This is a genomic window from Peribacillus sp. NPDC094092 (assembly GCF_050279365.1).
In the GTDB taxonomy this organism is placed as follows: Bacteria; Bacillota; Bacilli; order Bacillales; family DSM-1321; genus Peribacillus.
Map to the genome: position 1 here is coordinate 231399 of NZ_JBNNUC010000004.1, position 22168 is coordinate 253566.

Sequence of the window (22168 nt, forward strand, 5' to 3'; positions counted from 1 at the left end):
TTTTTTACTGGGATTTTACCACTGCCCATCAAGCTTTAGCAAATCATGATCAAACGCTATTTTTCATGAAATAAGATGGTAAGCAAGGTTTTTCATTCTATTAGTTAGAAAAGCCACAGCACCCCGCTTATTGAAGTGAAGCAGTCAGTACAATAAGCGGGGTGCTATAAAAAAGACACATATAAAAGTAAAATAGGGTTTTCATAACCAGTGTTTTGGATACTGTCTTGTTTGAAATAAATTATTATAAATCATCGATATTAAAACTAATAATAAGGTACCTATTACAATCGGGATCAGGAATCCCCAGCCAGCTTGAGAATTGATCGAAACAAGGGCACTTGCTGCTGCGGGAGGGTGAACGGTTTTTGTAAAAGTCATGATAATTAATACAATAGCCAGTACCAGACCGATAATGAATAGGCTTTTACCAAAAAAGCTCCAAATGATAAGGGCTGATATTGTAGAGATTATATGTCCTCCAATAACATTACGGGGTTGTGACAAGGGACTTTTATGCGCACCAAAAACAATAACACAGCTCGCCCCCAGCGGAGCCAATGCCATAGGATATCCTAAATAGACAGCTATAAAACTAATAATGATAATGGCAATGAGTCCACCTGTAGCTGAAACAAAGGAATCCAAATAATCAATTCTGTCTTTTTCTCTAGCTTCGCCCTTCATTTTCTTTAAATAGGCTGTTAAACCTATGTTTTGTTGATTACTCCAACTTTTTCCAAGACTTTTCTCAAAACTTTTTTCTAATTCCATCATTTATGTATTCCTCACGTTTTCTAAGTAAGCCGACAAGTCGACAGGGTTTTTATATATTGTTATCTTACAGGAAAACAATGAATTTTTAAATATATATCTGAATATTCATTGTATGTTTTCCCCCTAAAACAATTAACAATCCCCTCTTAGTCTGTGAAGCTTACATCATAGTTGGTTATTTTATTGAGGATTTGCCATTAATAATGAGTATAGATTAGTATTAGCCGGCCATCCTGATAATCAGAACGCACCCTTTAGCTTTATAAAAGCTTGCTTATTATCATGTCTTGCTGTTATGTTCCAAAATTAATGCGAGATTTCCTTTCTTGTGTCCTTTCTCTACATATGTATGGGTTAGAATTTCTTAATATCTGTCAATGACCAGTTTTAACTTCCCCGCTTCAACAAGTTCATTGAGGAAATTTAGAGTTCCGGTGAATTTTGACTCAATATCACCTTCTTGCTGGTTGTCAATTTAATAAGAACTTCAGCCACTTCATGACGCGTGAATTCAAGTGGCGGGACCATTAATCTATCTTCATCTTTTATGTATGGGGACATGTTTCATGAAGCCTTGTTCAAACATTTTTTTGCAGTAAAAGCTGTGTTCTAGGAACAGGGGTCTTATGCCTATTTTCAGCAACTCAAACTGGCTAAAGATTTCTTCTGCATTATTTGCCATAATAATTGCCTCACCCGAATGATCTCGGTCGACAAGTATTTTTAATGAAGTATTCCTCACTTTATTTTCCCCTTCAGTAATAAGAAGAAAAAATCCATTCGTTTCGAATGGATTTTAAGCAATCAATTGCTTCCCTGATTCTTAACAATAGAATTTAAGCCCTCTTGTACTTACTGTAAATGAGCACTGCCCCATGCTGTCAAAATTTTAACCTAAGAATATATGAGCCTCTCTGTCTATAAAGCACTTTTATGATGATCAGCATATAATACAAGTCTGAATAACTATATTCGCCAATCAAATTACATAAAGTTCATTAAGTTTTTCATTGTTTACTTTTACACGATTAGGGAAAATGCACTTTCATACTTTAGATTCAATAAAAGAAGCAGCTCCCGCAACAGCAAAGACCAATATGATTGGGAAAGCGACAGGAAAATAATAATAGGTAAGTACAGTAATAAGGGAACACCAAAACCCTACACACCAATAACAACTTAAAAGCGATCCAATGAAATAACGAAGTCCTGATCCTTTTATTTCAATGATTTCCTCCAGTTGTCCAGAGGCATTTTCCTGGATGGTGGCAGTCAAGAAAGGTTTTCTGATGAATGAAGTGATTTCGTCAAATACAATTAAATGTGTTAACCGGAAGGTAGCCAATATCAAAACAAAAAAATCCAGCCATTCAATATCAAACACCTATTCACCTCCTAATCTTTCTTTTACTATTTTATGATTTGAATTTTGATTATATAAATATACATCTATAAATCCCAAATTTTATTAGCCCATTTTCTGAGAAAAATGTACCCATAAAAAGATATCCCCATAGTATGTTAATGTGTTCAAAACCTGATACTGAAGGGAAAGATGTTTGATGAAAAAAAGGAACGTCAAATCTATTCAGGGCCGACAAGTGGTACCGAACCCCATCGGACCTGAATGTATTCGTGTTACAAAAGTATATGACTGGGTTGTTCTAACAAATCGTGATCGCAATAAAGTTCAAATACCTGAGGAATGCTTTGCAGCAATTGAAGATGCACGTCATGATGGAAACACCATAACAGCTACTTGTTCGGAAGTAGTTGGTACACGAAGCTGTGATTTTATCGGAGCCATTCCAGCTAATATTCCTACTGTTCCAGGGGCCCAAATTGTTTCCCTTGCCTTCCATGTCCATATCCGGGTTCAATTCTTTTGCAACGGAGAACCAATCCCAGGGTGTAATTTCGTAGTACCAGTTAGTTTCATGGATGAAGTAATCCTTTGTTTCCCAGAGGGAACAGAAATCAACTGTAATATTTTCGATGTTCAATGTACAGTCGTTTTAAATCAAATGCTTGGTGATATGGTTGTACTTGATGTGACCATGTGTAAAGATGTTCAAGTCGAAGCTGAGGTTAAGCTAGAGGTCGAAGCTAAGTTTTGTGGACCACGTCCTGTCATTCCGATTGAAGAAGATGGGTTCATATGCCCAACACCACGATTCCCTCAACAATGCCCAACCTTCTTCCCGACATTGAACTGCGACTGCCAAGGTTCAGCAGACTTTACTGGCGAAGCAACTATTAGTGTAAGAGAAGGCGGTATTGGTGGCCTTACAACAGGACAATTGGATCTCACGGCTCTAGTTTGTGACCAATGTACCCTTTCTGGTAGCAGAATACAAGTTACCTTCCTAGATACACTAGGACCGACACCTATCGGAACACCAGATGATGATATTGACCAAAGCTTCACGTTTACAGCCAGTGACTTTAACCAGCCTGTATGTGATTTAGCAAGAGGAACGCTTACAGTAACAGGTACTGGAACTATCACACCTGCTGGAGGGTTACCAGAAAATGCTGGCTTCACTCTAACCTTAACTGATCTTGACCCAGGGGGAGATACAGCTACGCTTACAATAAATGGTTCATCTACTATGGTAATGATATCTCTGACAGAAGGAGCTAACCCTGGATTAGAGGTTGAAGTAGGAGATTGCGAACGTTTTCCTGTATAATACTAAAAACCCGAGGGATATTAATCTCTCGGTTTTTTTTGTAAAGAAACTTGAAAAGTCTAATTCCATTATTCATTTAAACACTTAGTAAATGTACCCCGTATTTTAGGCGACCCATTTATTAATTATTAGGTTACCTAAAGATTCATGTTTTCATATTTATAGAGCATACCTATAAAAGGAGAGAAAAAAATGGCATCTGATAAGCTAAGACGTAAAGTAAGAAGAAAATTAGGAATGCCTAACCCGCAGCCCATTCAACAACATCAACAAAGCACTCCCTCTGCCCTCCAGGTTCGGCCAGTACGGGCAAAAGGTTGCTGTGGAAAAAACAAATGATTTAAGTTTATCAGCCGGTACTTTTTACATCACCAATCATGTTAAGCAAAAAATGATTTCCCATTGCAAACGAGAACTTCCTTATGAGGCCTGTGGACTGCTTTCAGGGGAAAATGGAGTGGCAGAAACAATTTGGCCTATGGAAAATGTCAATAGAAGCTCATTTTCCTACTCGATGGATTTAGATCAAATTCGTCATGTATTTGATCTTATCGATAGGAGGAATGAAGATTTAATTGGTATCTATCATTCCCACCCAACTGATAGTGCTTATCCGTCAGAGGGGGATATTTCCTTAAATAACTACCCAGAGGTAGGCCACCTAATTATTTCGTTTGCAAACTCTACCCCTGAATTAAAATGTTTCAAACTAACAGAAAAAAAAGCATTTCCGATTCAAATAAAATTCGTAAACTGAATTTATTAATGTAACTAAGATACTCGCACCTCTTCCTTATGTATTCAAGGTTGAATCTGCGAGTATTCTTTTATATCCTTTTTTTCTTTCCACACAATGATTATATTTAGTTTTTTTCCTTATTAAGAAAACTGATCGTTCCACTTTTTTACTAGGTTGGAATGCTTGTATTCTTTTCCATCAAGAATCATATCAAGGGCATGCCCGAAATCAATGGCAACCTTCTGGGTGAATTTTGCAATTCTTGGAGCTAAAATGGTTGCCGGAATCCCTGCAGAAATTAACGCTATTTCCCAGTCCTGATTAGACTGTAGCTCATTTTGTACTCCATTTAATTCCGCATATCCATTTAAATCCATACTGCCGGTAATTTGTACGCCCCGTTCTTTAAAAACGATTTCTGCTTCTTTTGAACGGCGTCCAACAAGAAATACCTTCTTATTACTCAGCCATGGCCATAATGTCCCCTCATCCAAGAGGCTCTGCATGATCCAAGCACAACAAGCTTTCGATGGCATGAACTTCAGTTGTTCAAGTACAATTCGGGTTTGTTTTGCCCAAGGATCCAGTCGCCAAGGAGCTATCAAACCAGCAATGTCTGTATCCCACAAAGACCTGACCAATTCCCTCTTCATTATCTCTGGTGAAAGCGATGCGCCCGCATAAGATTCATATCGTTTAAACTCCTGAACCAATAATCCATTGGCAGGCCAGCTTAAATAGCTTATTTCACCTATCCCAAAACGGGCAAGAGAAAAACCTTTTTTCTGTTTTATCGCTTGGTCCAATAACTTTATCACTTTCGTATTATCTAATAACTGTTTCTCAAAGTGATAATTCCCTTCAACCAACCCACTTCCCCTCCCAATATGCTCTGCCAATTACCCTTTTACATCATTGTTTCTTCGTTAATAATAAGGAAATTTGATTACTTGAACTGATTTCAAGATTCTGTTCTTTAAAAAACACAAAAGCTTCTACACGAATATTGCTGTTATCTACGGGTTGAAGGACGCTTATTTGTAAATTCGTTAAAGATTCTGTTTGCCTAGGGTTAATATTTTTAGATTGAATTGGACATATCCAGGTTTCTCCCTTCTCCATTTCTTCAAACCATTCATCATTCATATATCTCCACCCTTTTGTTTCTTCATTTTTCATTACCCCCAAAGTTTCGGCAACATTCGGCGGTAATATTTGCCCAGATATTTTTATACTTTCTGAAGGGGTGGAACGCAAACAGATAACTGGATTGCGCAAAATTTCCGTTCCGATATTTTTTATATGAAGATTTCCAATAAGCTTGATTTTGTTACGCTCTTCAAGTTCTTCAATAAAAATATGATAATCTAAAAATACTTCTGCTTCATTTCTTTTAATACTAGTTGGTTTCTTTAATAAAAACCTTTTCTTTCCTGGTAACCTTTTTTCTTTTTGCATGACAGGCTCTAAATTTAACCCAGTATTTTCAGAATGAACAAACATGTTTGAGAAAAATTCAATTGGAACTAATGACAAAACAGATAAAGGCGAACTTTCTTGAAATCTGGCTAATATTCCTATTGTTATGGACATCGCATATTTTTCACCAAATTTTTCCCAAAAATCTTCATCCGCAATAACAGGATACATAATCTGTATATTAATAAAAGGGTTATTTGTACCCCTAACTACCTCATTAGATTTAAATTTTGTTCCAGTTTTTGTACATTCATAATGAAAAATATCCAATAACTTTTTATTAGAGGATTTGGAATTATGAATTAACTCAAGGATGGGCTCTTTTATTACCGGAATTTCAAAGAGTGATAAATATACATGAAAATCAGCTCTTTCTGATTCCTTCTTTTCATCCATAAGAATCACTTTTACCCCACATGCAGAAAGGAATGTTTGAATATACTCCAGCACCTTCCTTTCTAGAAGGTTCTTTCTAAAGGTGTTATGTTTAATATCTTGATCGGAAGAAAGTATAATTCTTTTACCATGCAATGCAGAACTTAAATGTACTTTGTGATTTTCAGTATCTGGCTGCACATCAAAACCCAGTTCCCTAAAAAGATAAGTAAATGCCGGGAGAGACTCATAAGGTATGGTTCCTGCCTCCTTATTTCCAACTTCTACTCTAAAATCCATTTATGGATCCCCCTTTTAATCCCAGTTCGATTTGATTTTCAAAAGGATAAATAATACCGTGCGGCTTGTTTCATCACAAACCTTATATCACCCATTATTAATGATATGTAAGAGTAATGAAGAAATGATAAAGAATAAACTTAGCGGTCTTTAATGGATTGTGAAATTGTGAGGGAATAATAAGATAATATGCAATCACCAAATTGAAATACGGTACATATAACTATTATGGAATCATTTATAAAGGGATCAGTGTTTGATTAAAACACGTCATAAGAATAAAAGATTTTTCTGTCAAGATGGTTATTTTATGAGGAGGTATTTACTTTTATCTACCAACCCCCAGCATGATTTGGAAATCGCTACGTTCTTTATTACAAAGAAACACCAACAATCTCACGAACGAGTACACCATCTTAAGTTACCACCCATAAAAATCTTGATAAACATCTCCGCATAGGAACTTCTTGGTCATTTACGGCCGCTATCTCATCCTATCTAATTGATTCCTTTATTAGAAATGGCCGGAGATTGCGAGCTGTTCACACGTGATCAAAAATAAGGAGTGGTTATTTTGTACACAGATGATGAAAAAGCCAATGAACTTCAAAAAAGTAAATTGAATAAAATAACTCCAGTTCAACTTCAGCAAATGATCATTCACCTTAGATCTGAACTTTCCCTATACAAATCAAAAATTAATGAATACGAAGTGGATTATAGTAAAAAGAAAATAAGGAAATTAATAAAACACAATGAAGAAATGATAAATGAACAAAGAGCATATCAAGAACTAATCAATCGTAAGGAACATGAAAGGAAGAGTGCAGAATCCAAGGTTCAGAAAATGGAGGAAGAAATAAAAAAATATAAGACCGAACTACAGTACGTAACCAAAACAAACGACCAAAAGCAAAAAAATGACATGAAAACTCTTGAAGATAAGAATAAAACATTACAAAGGGAAATTGCTTCTCTTCAAAAGAAAGTTCAAGATTATGAGTCTGCTCAAAAACAAAATGTAAAAGATGAGGAATTTAAAAAGTTCGGCCATGAAGGTTTTAAAAAAATGGCGGATGGGCTTACAGAAGTGAAATCACTTCTTGCTCCAGTAAATAAAAAAATAACTAATTTAGATGTACAAAGCATTAATTTAGAGATTGAGAAATTAGTTGAAACAGTTATGTTTTATTTTCAAGAGCAAAATACATTCAAAAAAGAAATTCAAGGATTAAAAGAAACCATTCATTCACTCAATGAAAAAGAAATGAAATATAAAAATGAAATGAATCATCTTACTAAAACCATTGATCTTTTATACGATCAAGAAAAGCAATATAAAGTGGAGATTAATAATTTAGAAAAAGCACTATCAGATAAGGAAGAGCTTCATAAACAAGATATTAAAAAATTTAAACATGAAATTGAAAATTACATTTCAAAGATCGGCCACCTATCGGAACAGGAAAGCCAAGATAAGGCGGACATTGCAAATTTAGAACAGATGATTATCGATCTAACGGAAAAAGAAAACTTCCAGCAACAAGAAATCGATCTGTTAAATCAAACGATTAGCGTTGTATCTGAACAGGAAAGTAAATATATAGTTGAGATTGAAAATTTAGAGAAAGCCATGATCGAACTTACTGAAAAGGAAAATCATCATAAACAAGTTATCGAAAACTCTAAACTTGAAATTGAAAATAATACTCAAATGATCGACCACCTATTGGAACTGGAAAGTCATTATAAGGTGGACATTGTAAATTTAGAGCAGATGATTACCGATCTAAGGGAAAAAGAAAAATACCAGCAACAAGAAATCGATCAGTTAAATCAAACGATTAGCGTTGTATCTGAACAGGAAAGTAAATATAAAGTTGAGATTGAAAATTTAGAGAAAGCCATGATCGAACTTACTGAAAAGGAAAATCATCATAAACAAGTTATCGAAAACTCTAAACTTGAAATTGAAAATAATACTCAAATGATCGACCACCTATTGGAACTGGAAAGTCAATATAAGATGGACATTGCAAATTTAGAGCAGATGATTACCGATTTAAGGGAAAAAGAAAAATACCAGCATCAAGAAATCAATCAGCTACATCAAACGATTAGCGTTGTATCTGATGAACAAGAAAATAAATATATAATAGAGATTGAAAACTTAGAAAAAGCCGTAATCGAACTTTCCGAAAAGGAAGAGCAGCAAAAACAAGTTATCGAAAGCTTTAAACAGGAAATTGAAAATTATGTTCAGACAATCGACCACCTCTCGGAAAAGGAAAGTCTGGATAAGGTGGACATTGAGAATTTGGAACAGATGATTACCGACCTAAAGGAAAAAGAAAACTTTCAGCAACAAGAAATCAATCAGTTAAATCAAACGATTAGCGCTGTATCCGAACAAGAAAATAAATATATAATAGAGATTGAAAATTTAGAAAAAGCCATGATCGAACTTTCCGAAAAGGAAAATCATCAAATACAACTTATCGAAAGCTTTAAACATAAAATTGAAAATTATAATCAAATAATCGGCCACCTATCCGAACAGGAAAGTCATTATAAGGTGGAAATTAAGAATTTGGAACAGATGATTAAAGATCTAAAGGAAAAAGAAAGATACCAGCACCAAGAAATCGATCAGTTAAAACAATCGATCAGCGCTGTATCCGAACAAGAAAAAAATTTATATACGTTGGAGATTGAAAATTTAAAGCACACGATTAACAATTTAAAGGAAAATGAAATTCAACATCAACAAGAAATCGATCAGTTACATCACACGATTAGCATTGTATCTGAACAAGAAAATAAAAATAAAGTGGAGATTGAAAGGTTAGAAAAAACCATAATCGAGCTTTCCGAAAAGGAAGAGCAGCAGAAAGTAGTTATCGAAAACTTTAAATATGAAATTGAAAATTACACTCAAATGATCGACCACCTATCCGAACAGGAAAGTCAATATAAGGTGGACATTGCAAATTTAGAACAGTTGATTAAAGATCTAAAGGAAAAAGAGAACTACCATCAGCAAGAAATCGATCAGTTAAATCAATCGATGAACGTTGTATCTGAACAAGAAAATAAATATAAACTGGAGATTGAAAGTTTAGAAAAAGACATGATTGAACTTTGCGAAAAGGAAAATCATCATAAACAAGTTATCAAAAACTTTAAACAGGAAATTGAAAATTATACTCAAACGATTGACCACCTATCGAAACAGGAAAGTCAATATAAAGTGAACATCGAGAATTTGGAACAGATGATTACTGATATAAAGGAAAATGAAAACTTCCATCAGCAAGAAATCGATCAGCTAAATCAAACGATTATAGTTGTATCTGAACAAGAAAATAAATATAAAGCCGAGATTCAAAGCTTGGAAAAAGCCATGATCGAACTTTCCGATAAGGAAGAGCAGCATAAACAAGTTATCGAAAACTTTGAACAGGAAATTAAAAACTATACTCAAATGATCGGCCACCTATCGGAACAGGAAAGTCAATATAAGGTGGACATTGCAAATTTAGAACAGTTGATTATAGATTTAAAGGAAAATGAAAACTTCCATCAGCAAGAAATCGATCAGTTAAATCAATCGATGAACGTTGTATCTGAACAAGAATATAAATATAAAGCCGAGATTGAAAGTTTAGAAAAAGACATGATTGAACTTTCCGAAAAGGAAGATCATCATAAACAAATTATCGAAAACTTTAAACAGGAAATTGAAAATTATATGCAAACGATTGACCACCTATCGAAACAGGAAAGTCAATATAAAATGAACATTGAGAATTTGGAACAAATGATTTCCGATTTAAAGGAAAAAGAGAACTATCATCAACAAGAAATCGGTCAGTTAAATCAAACGATTAGCGTTGTATCTGAACAAGAAAATAAATATAAACTGGAGATTGTAGGTTTAGAAAAAGCCATGATCGAACTTTCCGATAAGGAAGAGCAGCAGAAACAAGTTATCGAAAACTTTAAACAGGAAATTGAAAATTATAATGAAATGATCAGCACCTTATCGGAACGGGAAAGTCAATATAAGGTGGACATTGCAAATCTAGAACAGATGATTATAGATTTAAAGGAAAATGAAAACTTCCATCAGCAAGAAATCGATCAGTTAAATCAAACGATTAGCGTTGTGTCTCAACAAGAAAATAAATATAAAGTGGAGATTGAAAGTTTAGAAAAAGCCATGGTTGAACTTTCCGAAAAGGAAAATCAGCATATAAAAGTTATCGAAAACTTTAAACAAGAAATTGAAAATTATGTTCAGACAATCAACCGCTTATCGGAACAGGAAAGTCAATATAAGGTGGACATTGGTAACTTAGAAAAGGCTAATAACCGACTTACCGAAAAGGAAGACCACTATAAGCAAGAAATTGATCATTTACATCAATCCATCCGTCTGGTTTCGGAGCAAGAAAATAAATATAAAGCCAAGATTGAAAACCTAGAGCAAATGATTATTAATTTTAAGGAATATGAAAATCAACATCAACAAGAAATCAATCAGTTACATCACACGATTGCTCTTGTTTCAGAGCAAGAAATTAAATATAAAGCCGAGATTGATAACCTAGAGCAAATGATTATTAATTTTAAGGAATATGAAAATCAACATCAACAAGAAATTAATCAGTTAAATCACACGATTGCTCTTGTTTCAGAGCAAGAAAATCACTATAAAGTGGAGATTGATAATTTAGAAAAAACGATGATGAATTTAAAGGAAAATGAAAATCAACGTCAACAAGAAATCGATCAGTTAAATCAAACGATTGCGCTTGTAACGGAACAAGAAAATAAATATAAAATGGAAATTGAAAGTTTAGAACAGACGATTAACAATCTTAAGGAAAATGAAAGTCAACATCAACAAGAAGTAGAACAGTTAAATCACACGATTGCGGTTTTTTCAGAGCAAGAAAATCACTATAAAGCGGAGATCGATAATTTAGAACAGACGATTAACAACCTAAAGGAAAATGAAAATCAACACCAAAAGGAAGTTGATCATCTAAAACAAACGATTGCTCTTGTTTCGGAGCAAAAAAATCACTATAAAATGGAGATTGATGCTTTAGAACAGTCGATTAACAATCTAAAGGAAAATGAGAATCAACATCAACAGGAGATCAATAATTTAACAGATTCCATAACAGACTTTACAGAAAAAGAAAATAATTATATTCAAAAAATTGAAACCATAAATAAAACGTTAGAGGATCAAAAAGAAAAAGAAATACGTTATAAAGATGAACTGGCAAAATATATTCAAGGACAAGACAAAAATTATTTACAACCAAGAAGTAAAATGGATAAACCTTTTAATAATAATGGAATAGAACAGCAAATTGGAAATACTCGTGTGAATTTTGGGGATGTCAATTCGCCAAATAACAAAGAGGTAATTCAACCAAATGCGTTTCGATTCTCGAATGAAACAATCCAACAAAAAACTACAACCAGAAATTTCAATAAACAAACATCACATTTTCAAACACTCTATCCCCCAAATAAACCGAATTACACAGAAATTGATAGAACACAACAAAATTATAGTTCCGGGATAATGTCATCGTATCAGAAAAGAGATTACCCAGATACTAAATTTAAAAACACTCATACAGATTCATTAGATATGTTTTATAAAAATCATCCTTTATATAATTTACATTCGGGAGCGCAAAAAACACCAATAGATCCCTTTAAGAATTATAGAAAGCATAAATAATAACCTTATTACCTTAAAGCAACAACTACTCACAAACGAAAATCAAGGATCGTGATACCCCCCTCTTAACATCCATTTCACAGTCCTTGATATTTTTTTATAATGAAAACTTCGTTACAAAAGGAGAGATAAATGAAATGAAAACTCATCCTTTAATTTCAATAATATTCCCTGCCAAAAATGAAGGGGAAAATGTGAAAAAAACTCTTGATTCATTATTTTCAGTTGAAACACAGTATTCCTTCGAAGTGATTATTATAAACGATGGATCATCAGATAATTGCTGCGACTTCCTTAATACCTATAATCATTCAAACCAAGTTAAACTTTTTCAAACAGAAGGAATTGGAGCTGCTAACGCACGAAATTTGGGTGCAACAAAAGCTTCTGGAGAATTCCTGATTTTTTGCGATGCCCATTTACAGTTTGAAGATTTCTGGATCGATCATATTATAGAACCACTGATTACAGGAAAATCGGATGCAGTAACCCCGGCAATCGCCTCGTTTGGCAATTCCGACTTCATTGGCTATGGTCAAACCTTAAAGTCAAACCTTAGAATTAAATGGAATTCTAAACAAAATGACCTCTTTGAAACTGCCGTATTACCCGGAGGATGCTTTATTATCCCCAAAAAAGTGTTTGAAGAGGTTGGCGGATTTGAAACAGGATTTAAAACTTGGGGACATGAAGATGTAGAGCTTTCAATTAAGCTATGGCTGTTTGGATTTCGCTGCCACGCCCTGCCTGGTGTGAAAATAATCCATTTATTCAGAAAAGCTCACCCCTATGAAGTTAGCTATGATGAAGTTTATTATAATTTATTAAGGATGGCCTACTCTCATTTTAATACTTATCGCATACAAAAGTGCAAAAAACTCATGATCCATGTAAAAGCAAACCCTATTGAATCCCAAGTGCTCCTTGATGGAGTTAAAAAGCAGCGACAGGCCTACTTTCAAAAACGAAAATTTGATGATGATTGGTACTTTGCCAAATTTAATATAGATTTCTAGATTTTACGAAGCGCCCTATCTCCCCAAAAGTGTCATGTCGTTTTTATAATTCCTTTCTAAACACACCAAACTGATGAAAGGTGAGAATGTAAATGAAAGAGCTATTTACAAATATTTATAAGAAAAACATGTGGGGAAATTCTGAGTCTGTATCTGGTCCGGGTTCATCACTTACTCAAACCAAAACACTCATTCAGGAATTACCGAGTATATTAAAACAGCTTCAAATAAAAAAAATGATAGATGCACCATGTGGTGATTTTAATTGGATGAAGGAAATATACAAAAATACAGAATTATATATTGGGATTGATATCGTTGATGAAATAATAAAAAAAAATAAAAAAGAATATCCATTAAACAAAGTACAGTTTTTCCATATGGACATTACAAAAGATTGTCTACCTACAGGTGATTTGATCCTTTGTAGAGATTGTCTTGTACATTTTAGTTTTTCTGATATTCATTTAGCTTTAAACAATTTTAAAGCAAGCCAGTCGAGGTATTTATTAACGACTACATTTACTACCCTTACGAGCAATCATGAAATACGAACAGGAAGCTGGCGCCCTCTTAATCTAGAGATTGATCCATTCAACTTTCCAAAACCGATCTTGGTTATTAATGAGAATTGTACGGAAGGAAAAATGAAATATACGGATAAATCACTAGCTTTATGGGATTTGAATACCATCAATTTTTAAAATAGATTGAATGAGACGAATAAAAAGGATTTTCCTATGAAAGCTCGTATTTCAGAGCTATGACTACCTTAATTACATCTAGCCCATTAGTAAACAATAGCCTTTATGAGGGGCTGCTTTGTAGGAGGAGAAAAATTGAAGATCAATAAATATCCAACTGCTACATCACCACTAACCTCCATTATCATACTTACCAGAAATGGCCTTTCTTTTACAAAAGAATGTATATCGAGCATATTTCGCCACAGCAAGGAAAACTTTGAATTGATCTTAGTTGACAATGGGTCTACGGATGGGACCGTTGATTTTCTAAAAACGCTCCCTAACTCCAAGGTTATTGCAAATAAAAAAAATAAAGGATTTTCCGGCGGATGCAATCAGGGCTTTACCATCGCAAGAGGAGAAAATATTGTCCTTCTAAACAATGATACTATTGTTACAAACGAATGGTTACGCAGGCTACTTTGGCAACTCAATAAAAATCCTTCCATTGGCATCGTTGGGCCCAGATCAAATAATGTCGTCTCACATCAGGCAATTATACCAACTACCTACAAGACAATGGACCAAATGCAAAAATTTGCTAAAGAATGGACACAAAAGCATGATCAGCAAGGCTATGAAGTGGATTACTTAAGCGGCCTTTGTATGATTTTTAAAAGAAGTTTGATTGATATGATTGGGGGTCTTGATGAACGCTTTTCCCCAGGGTATTTTGAAGATGCAGATTTCAGTATAAGAGCTCGAATTTCCAATAAAGAACTATGGGTAGCAAATGATGTTTTTATTCATCATTATGGCAGCAGCAGTTTTAGGTTAAATAGAGCATTACAGAATAAAATCATCCTAGACAGCCGAAAAAAGTTCCTTCTTAAGTGGAAGATGAGTGATTTGAAAGAAATTAAAGAAACTGTGGAACGCGAAAAGCCTTTCAAACGGGAACATCATTACATACCCTTTTGAAGGGCTTTTTTATTTTCAAAAAAGAATTTTCCACTCAAAAGGTTCTTCTGTTTTAAATTTAGATAACAACGAATGGTCCATTTTAACTGGATTCGTAACCGGAAGCTTCAGCTTCATCGCTATCTGTTTTTCTATAGGATGTAAACAATTGTTCAGGCTAATATAATAGTTTTCATGCCTAAATAGGGTGCCATCCGGCAAAATAGGTGTTCTTTCGGATAATTCCTCAATAGGTAAACCATCTGGTAATTGGGCTAATAAATGTTCATCAACGGATATTATCTTATCCCACCTAAAATTAAAATCTCTAAATGCTTTTTCATTTTTAATGAGGTGCTTATAATTATTTTGTAGATAATATACAGCTGGGTGATTTTGCGCCTTCACGAGCCTTTGATTCGGAAAAAGCAAAAAGTTTATAAATACCTGACTATCGATAGGTGTCCCCTCTTTATATTTGAAGAGAAATGGATCTGGAATCTTTACAACCATACCAGAATCATATTTTAATTTTGAAAACACTTCTTGGAAAATCTTTCTCCGTACTTGATTTTCAATAATGTAAGTCTCAGAGGAAGGCCCTCTCACAAGAGTTCCGTTTGGTATGTTCTTTGGCAAATGAGTATACAGCCTCTGGAATGATTGATCATCTTTAATCGCGATATCTAAAATTTCTGGAATAGGATGAAATGGCTTATATTTAGTTAAACGACTCCAAAAAGCTGCATCACCATTATACCAGTATGCTTGATCATCATTCCAGTAGCTTCCAAATTCCTTGTATATTCTTTCTGCAAGATTCCGAGTATGCATGATTGAACAATGATCAACAAACCCCACAGGATTCTTTAATACTCCATATGTTTTCCGTACTGTTTCCTTTTCAACTCTTCCAAATTCGTTTATGGTTTTCACCAATTGTTGTGAATATACGATTTCTATAGAAGGATTTTGATTCAATGCTTTTACCATCGTTTCGAAACGTGAAGGAAAAAATGAATTGTCATCCGTTAAATAAGTAAGATATTTTCCTCTTGTCTTAGGAATCGCTTCATTAATCAATGTTGCATACCTTGTTGTTTTGTATCTATCACCATCTTGAATGTTACTGTTAAAATAATGTATTCTTGGCTTATTTATATATTGCTTTATGATTTTTACTGTTTCTTCATTGGAGTTATCGTCCATGATAAAAAGTTCCCAATTCTGATACGTTTGATTGAGTACACTTTCTATGGCTTTACCAATTGTATTGGGTTTGTTGTAACTAGTTAAAATGATTGATATTATATGAGTCATATGATTTCCTCCACATATATGGATTTGATTTACGACCTACTTATTTTACATTTTCAATAGTAGTTATTACCCCTTTATTTTCCCTTACCTTTTTTGGTTCATGCCCTTAATAAGTACTTCTGCCACCTCAGGGCGAGTAAATTCAGGTGGTGGAGTAAGACCATCATGAAGCATTTCTCTGACTTTCGTTCCACTTAAAATGTACCTATCATCAGCAGAATGAGGGCATGTCTTCAATGAAGCCATATTCATACACTTTTTACAGTAAAAACTATGTTCAAAAAACAATGGTTTAAAACCTATTTTCCTAGGGGCAAACTGACTAAAAATTTCTTGTGCATCGTACGTCCCATAATAACTTCCTACACCCGCATGATCACGGCCAACAATAAAATGTGTGCAACCATAATTCTTTCAGACAAGCGCATGAAAGACCGCTTCCCTTGGACCTGCATAACGCATAGCCGCTGGATATATGGCAAGTCGAACTCGATCCAATGGGTAGTAATATTTTAATAAAATTTGATAGCTTTCCATCCGGGCATCTGCAGGTATATCATCCTTTTTTGTTTCACCCACAAGAGGATGTAACAAAGGCCCATCAACAGTTTCTAATGCTGTTTTTTGCAAATATTCATGGGCCCGATGGACAGGATTTCTCGTTTGAAATCCGACAACAGTATTCCACCCTAGGTCGGAGAACATCTTTCTAGTTTCGCTAGGATTCATATAAAATTCCTCAAACGGCTTATGTGAAGACCTATTTAATTGATAAATAGGGCCTGCAACATACATGTCCCCTTGCTCAAATAACCTTTTGACCCCTGGGTGATTAGAATCTATTGTTTTATAAACGAGGCGTGCTTCTTCTTGTTTATCATATTCGAACATTTCCTCTAACTGAATGACCCCAGACAGTTCTCCCTTATCATTGTATAGAGCAACTTCATCCCCCACAGTTATATTTCTTCGCGTCTTCCTTTGTTACAGGTAGAGTAACCGGAAGCGTCCATGGTAATCCGTTTGCAAGATGCATATTTTTTATGACGCTCTTGTAATCTTCTTTCCCCATAAATCCAATAAGTGGACTAACCCCCCCCCCCCGCAGGAGATCATTTCAACATCCGAAATATTCCATTTTGTGATAATTAGGGATGAAAGGGATTGACTCTTATCCAAATATTCTTCACGAGGAATTCCTGTTAACTCAGGATTAATCAGCTTGCCGCCATGTGGCTCAATTATGTTTCTTTGAACATCCACATTTAACACCTCAATCATCAGGTATGTTCTACATTCGTTTTTCTGATTTAAATATCTTTATTTTCTAAATACTCATTATCCTTTAGGAAGTTTATAATCTGAAGCACACATTCTTCAATAGAATATTGATTGGTTTCAGTAATGATTCAGGGTTTACCGGTTCTTCATAAGGAGCTGAAATCCCTGTGAAATGCGTGATTTCTCCTATTCTAGCTTTCTTATATAATCCTTTGGGATCTCGTTTCTCACAGGATTCTAGAGGACACTTGACATAAACCTCAAGAAACTCACCCTCATATACCTTTTTTCTGACATCATCACGGTCACTAGCATAAGGCGAAATAAATGTGGCTTATACTACAATCCCGCTATCGACAAAAATTTTGGCAACTTCCCCTATTCTTTCTATATTTCCCTTGCGGTCTCCAGAACTAAAACCTAGGTCTTCATTTAATCCGTTCCGTAAATTATCACCATCTAAAATATATGTCGAGATCCCCTTCTTATGTAGTCTTCCCTCAACCATATTCGCGATTGTTGACTTACCTGAACCTGATAAACCTGTAAACCAAAGAATATAGCTTTTATGACCATGTAAAGCTTGCCTAAGCTCTTTTGTAACGGAAAAAGAATGATGAAAGATATTCTTTTGTTTACCCATGTAATCTCCCCTATATTTTTATTGTAGAACACGCTTTTTATTATTCCCGATGGCCACGACTAATGACACTGTCCAACCAATTAATATAAGCAAGTAAATAACGGGAGAGAAATAATCATGAATAGACAAAGTGTTAATCAACGTTCGAGCATTAGTCAATATAATAAATCCCCCAACAAGGACTCCCAATAAATAAGAAGGCAATTTTGTAACGATCCATGCAGCAATGGGTGCGTCAATAATTCCCCCTGCCATAAGTGGGTTACCCAAAACCAGTTCACATCCTGCCAACCTAATGCAATTTGAAATCCCAAACTTGCAGAAATAGCAATAGCAAACTCACTTGTATCCACTGTACCAACTACTTTTCTAGCAGCTACCCCATTTTGTGATAAAAGGACTGGAGTTGTAATCGGGCCCCATCCACCCCCGCCCGTTGCATCTGAGAATCCGGCAATCGCTCCTAAAAAGATCAATTTTTTTTCTAGATAAATCAATTGGTTTTTTTTCAACGACAGGGTTTAACAACATAAAACGAAAAAGTACATATACACCAAGAATCAATAGAAAAAAAGAAATATAGGGCTTTACTATATCACCAGGTAAATTACTCAAAAAGTAAGCTCCTGTAAATGCCCCAACAGACCCCGGAATGATTAATTTAAAAAGTACTTGCTTATCCACGTTTCCGAATTTCACATGAGAAACACCAGATGATGCAGTGGTCACTACTTCAGCCAAATGTACTGATGCCGAAGCGACAGCCGGAGCAATTCCAAAGGTCAACAACATCGATGTTGAAGTAACCCCGTACGCCATACCTAAGGATCCATCAATAGCTGAGCAAAAAAAACGATAACTGCAAAAATAATAAGTTTTCTCATTGGTGGACCTCCCGCAAACGACTTTCATTTTGTGCACCCATCATGATAATAAAAGTGCTGTACCAGTGTATATACACTTGTGAAATAAAAAACCAAAGAATGAAACGTCTCTACAAAAAACGGAAATCTTGGAGTTAGTATAGTTTCATGGTCGCATCATAGTTAATTTCTTACCTAAAAGCTATCATGTTAGAGAAGGGATGTATCCCCGTCGGTAACAAAAGTGCATGCAAAAAATACAATGATGTTCCTTAATAAATGGTGGTCGATCGTTATCATTCTGGTAGCTCAAAATGAATTATTTAGACACTAGTATGGCTAGCTGAAATGACTCTAATAAAGAGATCATAAGTTATATTCTACGGTATTTGAAGGCTTGACAATGGCACACCAGATGAATTTGCAAGCTACACAAACAAAATAATGAGCAATAGGCAGATAGAGTGTTTTGACCCAATTAATTTAATTAAGAATAAAATTCATCCTTTACTTTAATACAACTCTTCGTAAGTTATCATCTTATTACTCTAGAAATTTATACCACTGTTCATTTCCATTATATAAACTTAAGGAATGTAGAGCAGCTTCAGTGAGTTGCGGTAATTGTAAAAATTTCAAAGTTTCATTTATAGAGAGGTGATTGGCAATAATACTTTCATAATTAATCATAATGTAAGGTACTTGAAAGTGATCCAATGTTTTAAAAACATATGGATAAACATTTTTTAGATTGTTATATCCTTCATCTTCATTTTTGACATGGTTATGATGTATTTGAGACTTACATGCAGCATGCCAATCTCTTGCAGTAACTACTGCCTGTACATAATAGCCCTTTTGAAGTAGTTGTTCAATATACTGTTGAATATCAGGCCATTTTCCTCCATGCGGAACACTTCTCCTAAAAACAATTGGATGTTCAGGTATTTATAAACTATTTTATCTTCAAAAAAAAGATGGTAATACACTTCAGTGGATTTTTATAGTCCATTTTGATGAATTTTATTTCTCTAAAGTCTTAATTGATTAGTCTAGCTTTTGTAATCCTTTTCAAAGAGAAATCACCTTCCTTTCCTAATAAATTGAAAACATAAAAATCCATTTATTATTAAACACATATGATTATTTTCTTTTTCATTTAAGCTATCAATTGGTGCTGAAACTCCGTTTACAAGGGAATAACTGTGTAGCAACAAATTATCCCCCCTTTCCGTTTACTTGTCGAGCTAACTGAGTATCTAACAAACACTATAATGCACACCATCAATAAATATTAAATCCGCTAATGGGAGACAACAGAATTATATCCAGATTTACGTCTATACCTATATTTTTATAAAAACCATGGACTGTTATCAAGAATACATTTAGCAGTAAATCCTCGTTAAATAACTATTTTAATTACTGTATTGTGGATGAAATTTTCGCGAAAAAGCTATTAATTCCTTCACATCCGAACCGAAAAAAATGAATTTCCATCAAATAAGCAATTTACGAAAAATTTTAAAAAAGTTCTCACTTTATATTATTCATTAATTTAAAACATTGTTCCTTTTATAAGGAATCCTACTTAATTAATTCATAAGAATTCTACAATAAAACAAGGAAATATAATGTTTTTAAATGATACTGCACATTTCCTTGCTTAATACATAAGTTATAGAACTGATGATAATGGAAATGAAATAAGTTTCTAAACAAACAAAAAAGGGGTTATTCATATGGGGTTTAATACCCGTAAAATTCAAAGAAATGGTGTGGAATATATAGTAAATGACTCCCCCTCTTATCAAGGGTTCTGGAATAGCTTTAGTTATTGGGAAATTGAAACCTTTCAAATTTTCGACAGATATTTGAATGCCGGTTCAACGTACCTTGATATTGGAGCTTGGATAGGCCCTACTGTGCTTTATGGGGCCCAAAAGGCAAAGCATGTTTATGCAATAGAACCAGATCCAATCGCATATCAAGAATTAACTAAAAATTTGAAATTAAATGATACTATTTTTTCAAAGGTAACATGCATTAATTCAGCGATGTCAGAAAAGGAAGGAAATATTACCTTATTTAAAAGGAACGAGTTAGGTGATTCTATGTCAAGTATTCTACCAACACGTTCAGAAAAAGATTCATGTGAAGTAAGAGCTATTTCAATAAATGAGCTCATTCGCCACTATGACTTATCTGAAATAAATTTTATTAAAATGGATATTGAAGCCGGGGAATATTTCTTGATTCCTTCAATTTCAGAATACTTAAAAAACAATAGACCAACGTTGAATTTATCTATACATCCACCATTTCTTTTCGAAGCGGAAAAATTGAAATTGACCAGGGATATTCATTCTGGCTCATCTTACCAAATAGAAGCATTAACCAAAAGAATACTGGAAAGCCTTGAATTCTATAAATATATTTATGACCCACAAGGAAACTTAACCAATAAAGATGAAATCTTAAATCTGAAGGATAATGGCATGTTTATTTTTACAGATGAACCTTGGTAATATAAATTTTTTAATAGATAGATTATTCTATCCTACATGAGGTGAACATACTTGGTATTAGCTTGGAGACTTCAATATTTAAGACTCCAAGCTAATACCATTACAAGATTTAAAAGATGGTAACAAAAAATGAGATGCTTGCCATTATAACATTTGAATTTATGTCTTTGTTATTATTCAACATTTACTAAGAAACATTTTCAAAGCATATTATATAAAATATAATTATTTATATATTACACCAATCCCATATCCACCTTGATTCCAATCATTAACAAGCTCCAGATATTTATTATCACCTTTAATTTTTCGCCAATATTCAGGTACTACCCCAACTCCTTCTGGCAGGCCAGGGACTATGTCATGCAACCCGATTAAACCTCCAGGCTTTACTAAGGGAGCATATAGATTGTAATCTTTTTCCACCTCCATGTGATCACCATCAATAAATAGAAAATCTAACATGTTACCTTTCAGTATATGCTGTACTGTGTTTAACGTTTCATGGAGTTGTGAATCCCCCTGTATTAGATGTAACTCCTGATTTTCAGACGTTTTAAATCGATCAACTTTAAGAATATCGACTCCTATTATTACCGCGTCCTCTGAAGCAACTTCACCAAATCTTTTTAATGTGAATCCTTCCCAGTTTCCTATTTCAAGTATATATTTAGGTTTACGCTCTCTTAAGATTTTCAGTAAATCCTATATCTCACTCTCTATTTGTTTCAATTTTATTCT

The 22168-nt window shown here is 34.2% G+C and carries 14 protein-coding genes and 4 pseudogenes; 8 read left to right on the plus strand and 10 right to left on the minus strand.

What is annotated here, in order from left to right:
• Positions 1 to 201: 201 nt before the first annotated feature.
• The 3 genes and pseudogenes from ACQKNS_RS19525 to ACQKNS_RS19535 form a co-directional block, all read right to left on the minus strand.
• Entirely contained in the window at positions 202 to 777 is a 576-nt protein-coding gene (locus tag ACQKNS_RS19525; RefSeq protein WP_427644937.1) for an HPP family protein, read from the minus strand.
• Between the two features lie 280 nt (positions 778 to 1057).
• Positions 1058 to 1254 (minus strand): annotated as a pseudogene (locus tag ACQKNS_RS19530) (NAD(P)-dependent alcohol dehydrogenase); the annotation flags it as partial.
• 568 nt (positions 1255 to 1822) lie between these two features.
• A complete protein-coding gene (locus tag ACQKNS_RS19535) occupies positions 1823 to 2161 on the minus strand; it encodes a DUF1360 domain-containing protein (RefSeq protein ID WP_427644938.1) in 339 nt (112 codons plus the stop codon).
• 217 nt (positions 2162 to 2378) lie between these two features.
• Between ACQKNS_RS19535 and ACQKNS_RS19540 the strand changes: the two genes are divergently transcribed.
• From ACQKNS_RS19540 to ACQKNS_RS19550, 3 genes are all read left to right on the plus strand, one after another.
• Positions 2379 to 3470 (plus strand): hypothetical protein, encoded by a 1092-nt coding sequence (locus ACQKNS_RS19540; protein WP_427644939.1) that lies wholly within the window; start codon positions 2379 to 2381, stop codon positions 3468 to 3470.
• Between the two features lie 192 nt (positions 3471 to 3662).
• Positions 3663 to 3809: a hypothetical protein gene (locus ACQKNS_RS19545; protein ID WP_427644940.1), complete on the plus strand. Its 147-nt coding sequence runs from the start codon at positions 3663 to 3665 to the stop codon at positions 3807 to 3809.
• Positions 3793 to 4227, plus strand: a complete 435-nt coding sequence (locus ACQKNS_RS19550) for a M67 family metallopeptidase (protein WP_427644941.1) — start codon at positions 3793 to 3795, stop codon at positions 4225 to 4227. Before ACQKNS_RS19545 ends, ACQKNS_RS19550 begins: the two co-directional genes overlap by 17 nt.
• 122 nt (positions 4228 to 4349) lie before the next feature.
• On the opposite strand, the gene ACQKNS_RS19555 is transcribed toward ACQKNS_RS19550, so the two are convergent.
• Together ACQKNS_RS19555 and ACQKNS_RS19560 are read right to left on the minus strand one after the other, a co-directional pair.
• Positions 4350 to 5078, minus strand: coding sequence for a GT-D fold domain-containing glycosyltransferase (locus ACQKNS_RS19555; protein WP_427644942.1), 729 nt, complete (start codon positions 5076 to 5078; stop codon positions 4350 to 4352).
• A gap of 43 nt (positions 5079 to 5121) precedes the next feature.
• Complete coding sequence (locus ACQKNS_RS19560; RefSeq protein WP_427644943.1) at positions 5122 to 6363, minus strand: hypothetical protein; 1242 nt, start codon at positions 6361 to 6363, stop codon at positions 5122 to 5124.
• 574 nt (positions 6364 to 6937) lie between these two features.
• Here ACQKNS_RS19560 and ACQKNS_RS19565 point away from each other — a divergent pair.
• From ACQKNS_RS19565 to ACQKNS_RS19580, 4 genes are all read left to right on the plus strand, one after another.
• On the plus strand, positions 6938 to 12130 hold the full coding sequence (locus ACQKNS_RS19565) for a hypothetical protein (RefSeq protein ID WP_427644944.1): 5193 nt from the start codon (positions 6938 to 6940) through the stop codon (positions 12128 to 12130).
• A gap of 137 nt (positions 12131 to 12267) precedes the next feature.
• Entirely contained in the window at positions 12268 to 13146 is an 879-nt protein-coding gene (locus tag ACQKNS_RS19570) for a glycosyltransferase family 2 protein (protein ID WP_427644945.1), read from the plus strand.
• 92 nt (positions 13147 to 13238) lie between these two features.
• Positions 13239 to 13850 carry a class I SAM-dependent methyltransferase gene (locus tag ACQKNS_RS19575; protein WP_427644946.1) on the plus strand — a complete coding sequence of 204 codons (612 nt, stop codon included), beginning with the start codon at positions 13239 to 13241 and terminating at the stop codon, positions 13848 to 13850.
• Between the two features lie 135 nt (positions 13851 to 13985).
• The gene (locus tag ACQKNS_RS19580) at positions 13986 to 14813 is read left to right on the plus strand and encodes a glycosyltransferase family 2 protein (protein ID WP_427644947.1); all 828 of its coding nucleotides are present in this window, start codon (positions 13986 to 13988) and stop codon (positions 14811 to 14813) included.
• Positions 14814 to 14828: 15 nt separating this feature from the next.
• On the opposite strand, the gene ACQKNS_RS19585 is transcribed toward ACQKNS_RS19580, so the two are convergent.
• The 4 genes and pseudogenes from ACQKNS_RS19585 to ACQKNS_RS19600 form a co-directional block, all read right to left on the minus strand.
• A complete protein-coding gene (locus tag ACQKNS_RS19585) occupies positions 14829 to 16112 on the minus strand; it encodes a glycosyltransferase family 2 protein (RefSeq protein WP_427644948.1) in 1284 nt (427 codons plus the stop codon).
• A gap of 84 nt (positions 16113 to 16196) precedes the next feature.
• Positions 16197 to 17393, minus strand: a pseudogene (gene sat, locus ACQKNS_RS19590) (sulfate adenylyltransferase).
• A 29-nt stretch (positions 17394 to 17422) separates the two neighbouring features.
• Positions 17423 to 18036, minus strand: a pseudogene (cysC, locus tag ACQKNS_RS19595) (adenylyl-sulfate kinase).
• A gap of 18 nt (positions 18037 to 18054) precedes the next feature.
• Positions 18055 to 18920 (minus strand): annotated as a pseudogene (locus ACQKNS_RS19600) (sulfite exporter TauE/SafE family protein).
• Between the two features lie 1721 nt (positions 18921 to 20641).
• Between ACQKNS_RS19600 and ACQKNS_RS19605 the strand changes: the two are divergent.
• Entirely contained in the window at positions 20642 to 21427 is a 786-nt protein-coding gene (locus tag ACQKNS_RS19605; RefSeq protein ID WP_427644949.1) for an FkbM family methyltransferase, read from the plus strand.
• 225 nt (positions 21428 to 21652) lie between these two features.
• Here the strand turns inward: ACQKNS_RS19605 and ACQKNS_RS19610 are convergent, their stop codons facing one another.
• Positions 21653 to 22126 carry a CmcI family methyltransferase gene (locus tag ACQKNS_RS19610; protein ID WP_427645144.1) on the minus strand — a complete coding sequence of 158 codons (474 nt, stop codon included), beginning with the start codon at positions 22124 to 22126 and terminating at the stop codon, positions 21653 to 21655.
• Positions 22127 to 22168 lie beyond the last annotated feature (42 nt).

What these genes read in the sequence shown, in the direction of transcription:
- ACQKNS_RS19605 (WP_427644949.1), top strand. Translation starts at nt 20,642, where the DNA reads ATGGGGTTTAATACCCGTAAAATTCAAAGAAATGGTGTGGAATATATA.
- ACQKNS_RS19545 (WP_427644940.1), top strand. Translation starts at nt 3,663, where the DNA reads ATGGCATCTGATAAGCTAAGACGTAAAGTAAGAAGAAAATTAGGAATG.
- ACQKNS_RS19570 (WP_427644945.1), top strand. Translation starts at nt 12,268, where the DNA reads ATGAAAACTCATCCTTTAATTTCAATAATATTCCCTGCCAAAAATGAA.
- ACQKNS_RS19525 (WP_427644937.1), bottom strand. Translation starts at nt 777, where the DNA reads ATGATGGAATTAGAAAAAAGTTTTGAGAAAAGTCTTGGAAAAAGTTGG.
- ACQKNS_RS19560 (WP_427644943.1), bottom strand. Translation starts at nt 6,363, where the DNA reads ATGGATTTTAGAGTAGAAGTTGGAAATAAGGAGGCAGGAACCATACCT.
- ACQKNS_RS19575 (WP_427644946.1), top strand. Translation starts at nt 13,239, where the DNA reads ATGAAAGAGCTATTTACAAATATTTATAAGAAAAACATGTGGGGAAAT.
- ACQKNS_RS19585 (WP_427644948.1), bottom strand. Translation starts at nt 16,112, where the DNA reads ATGACTCATATAATATCAATCATTTTAACTAGTTACAACAAACCCAAT.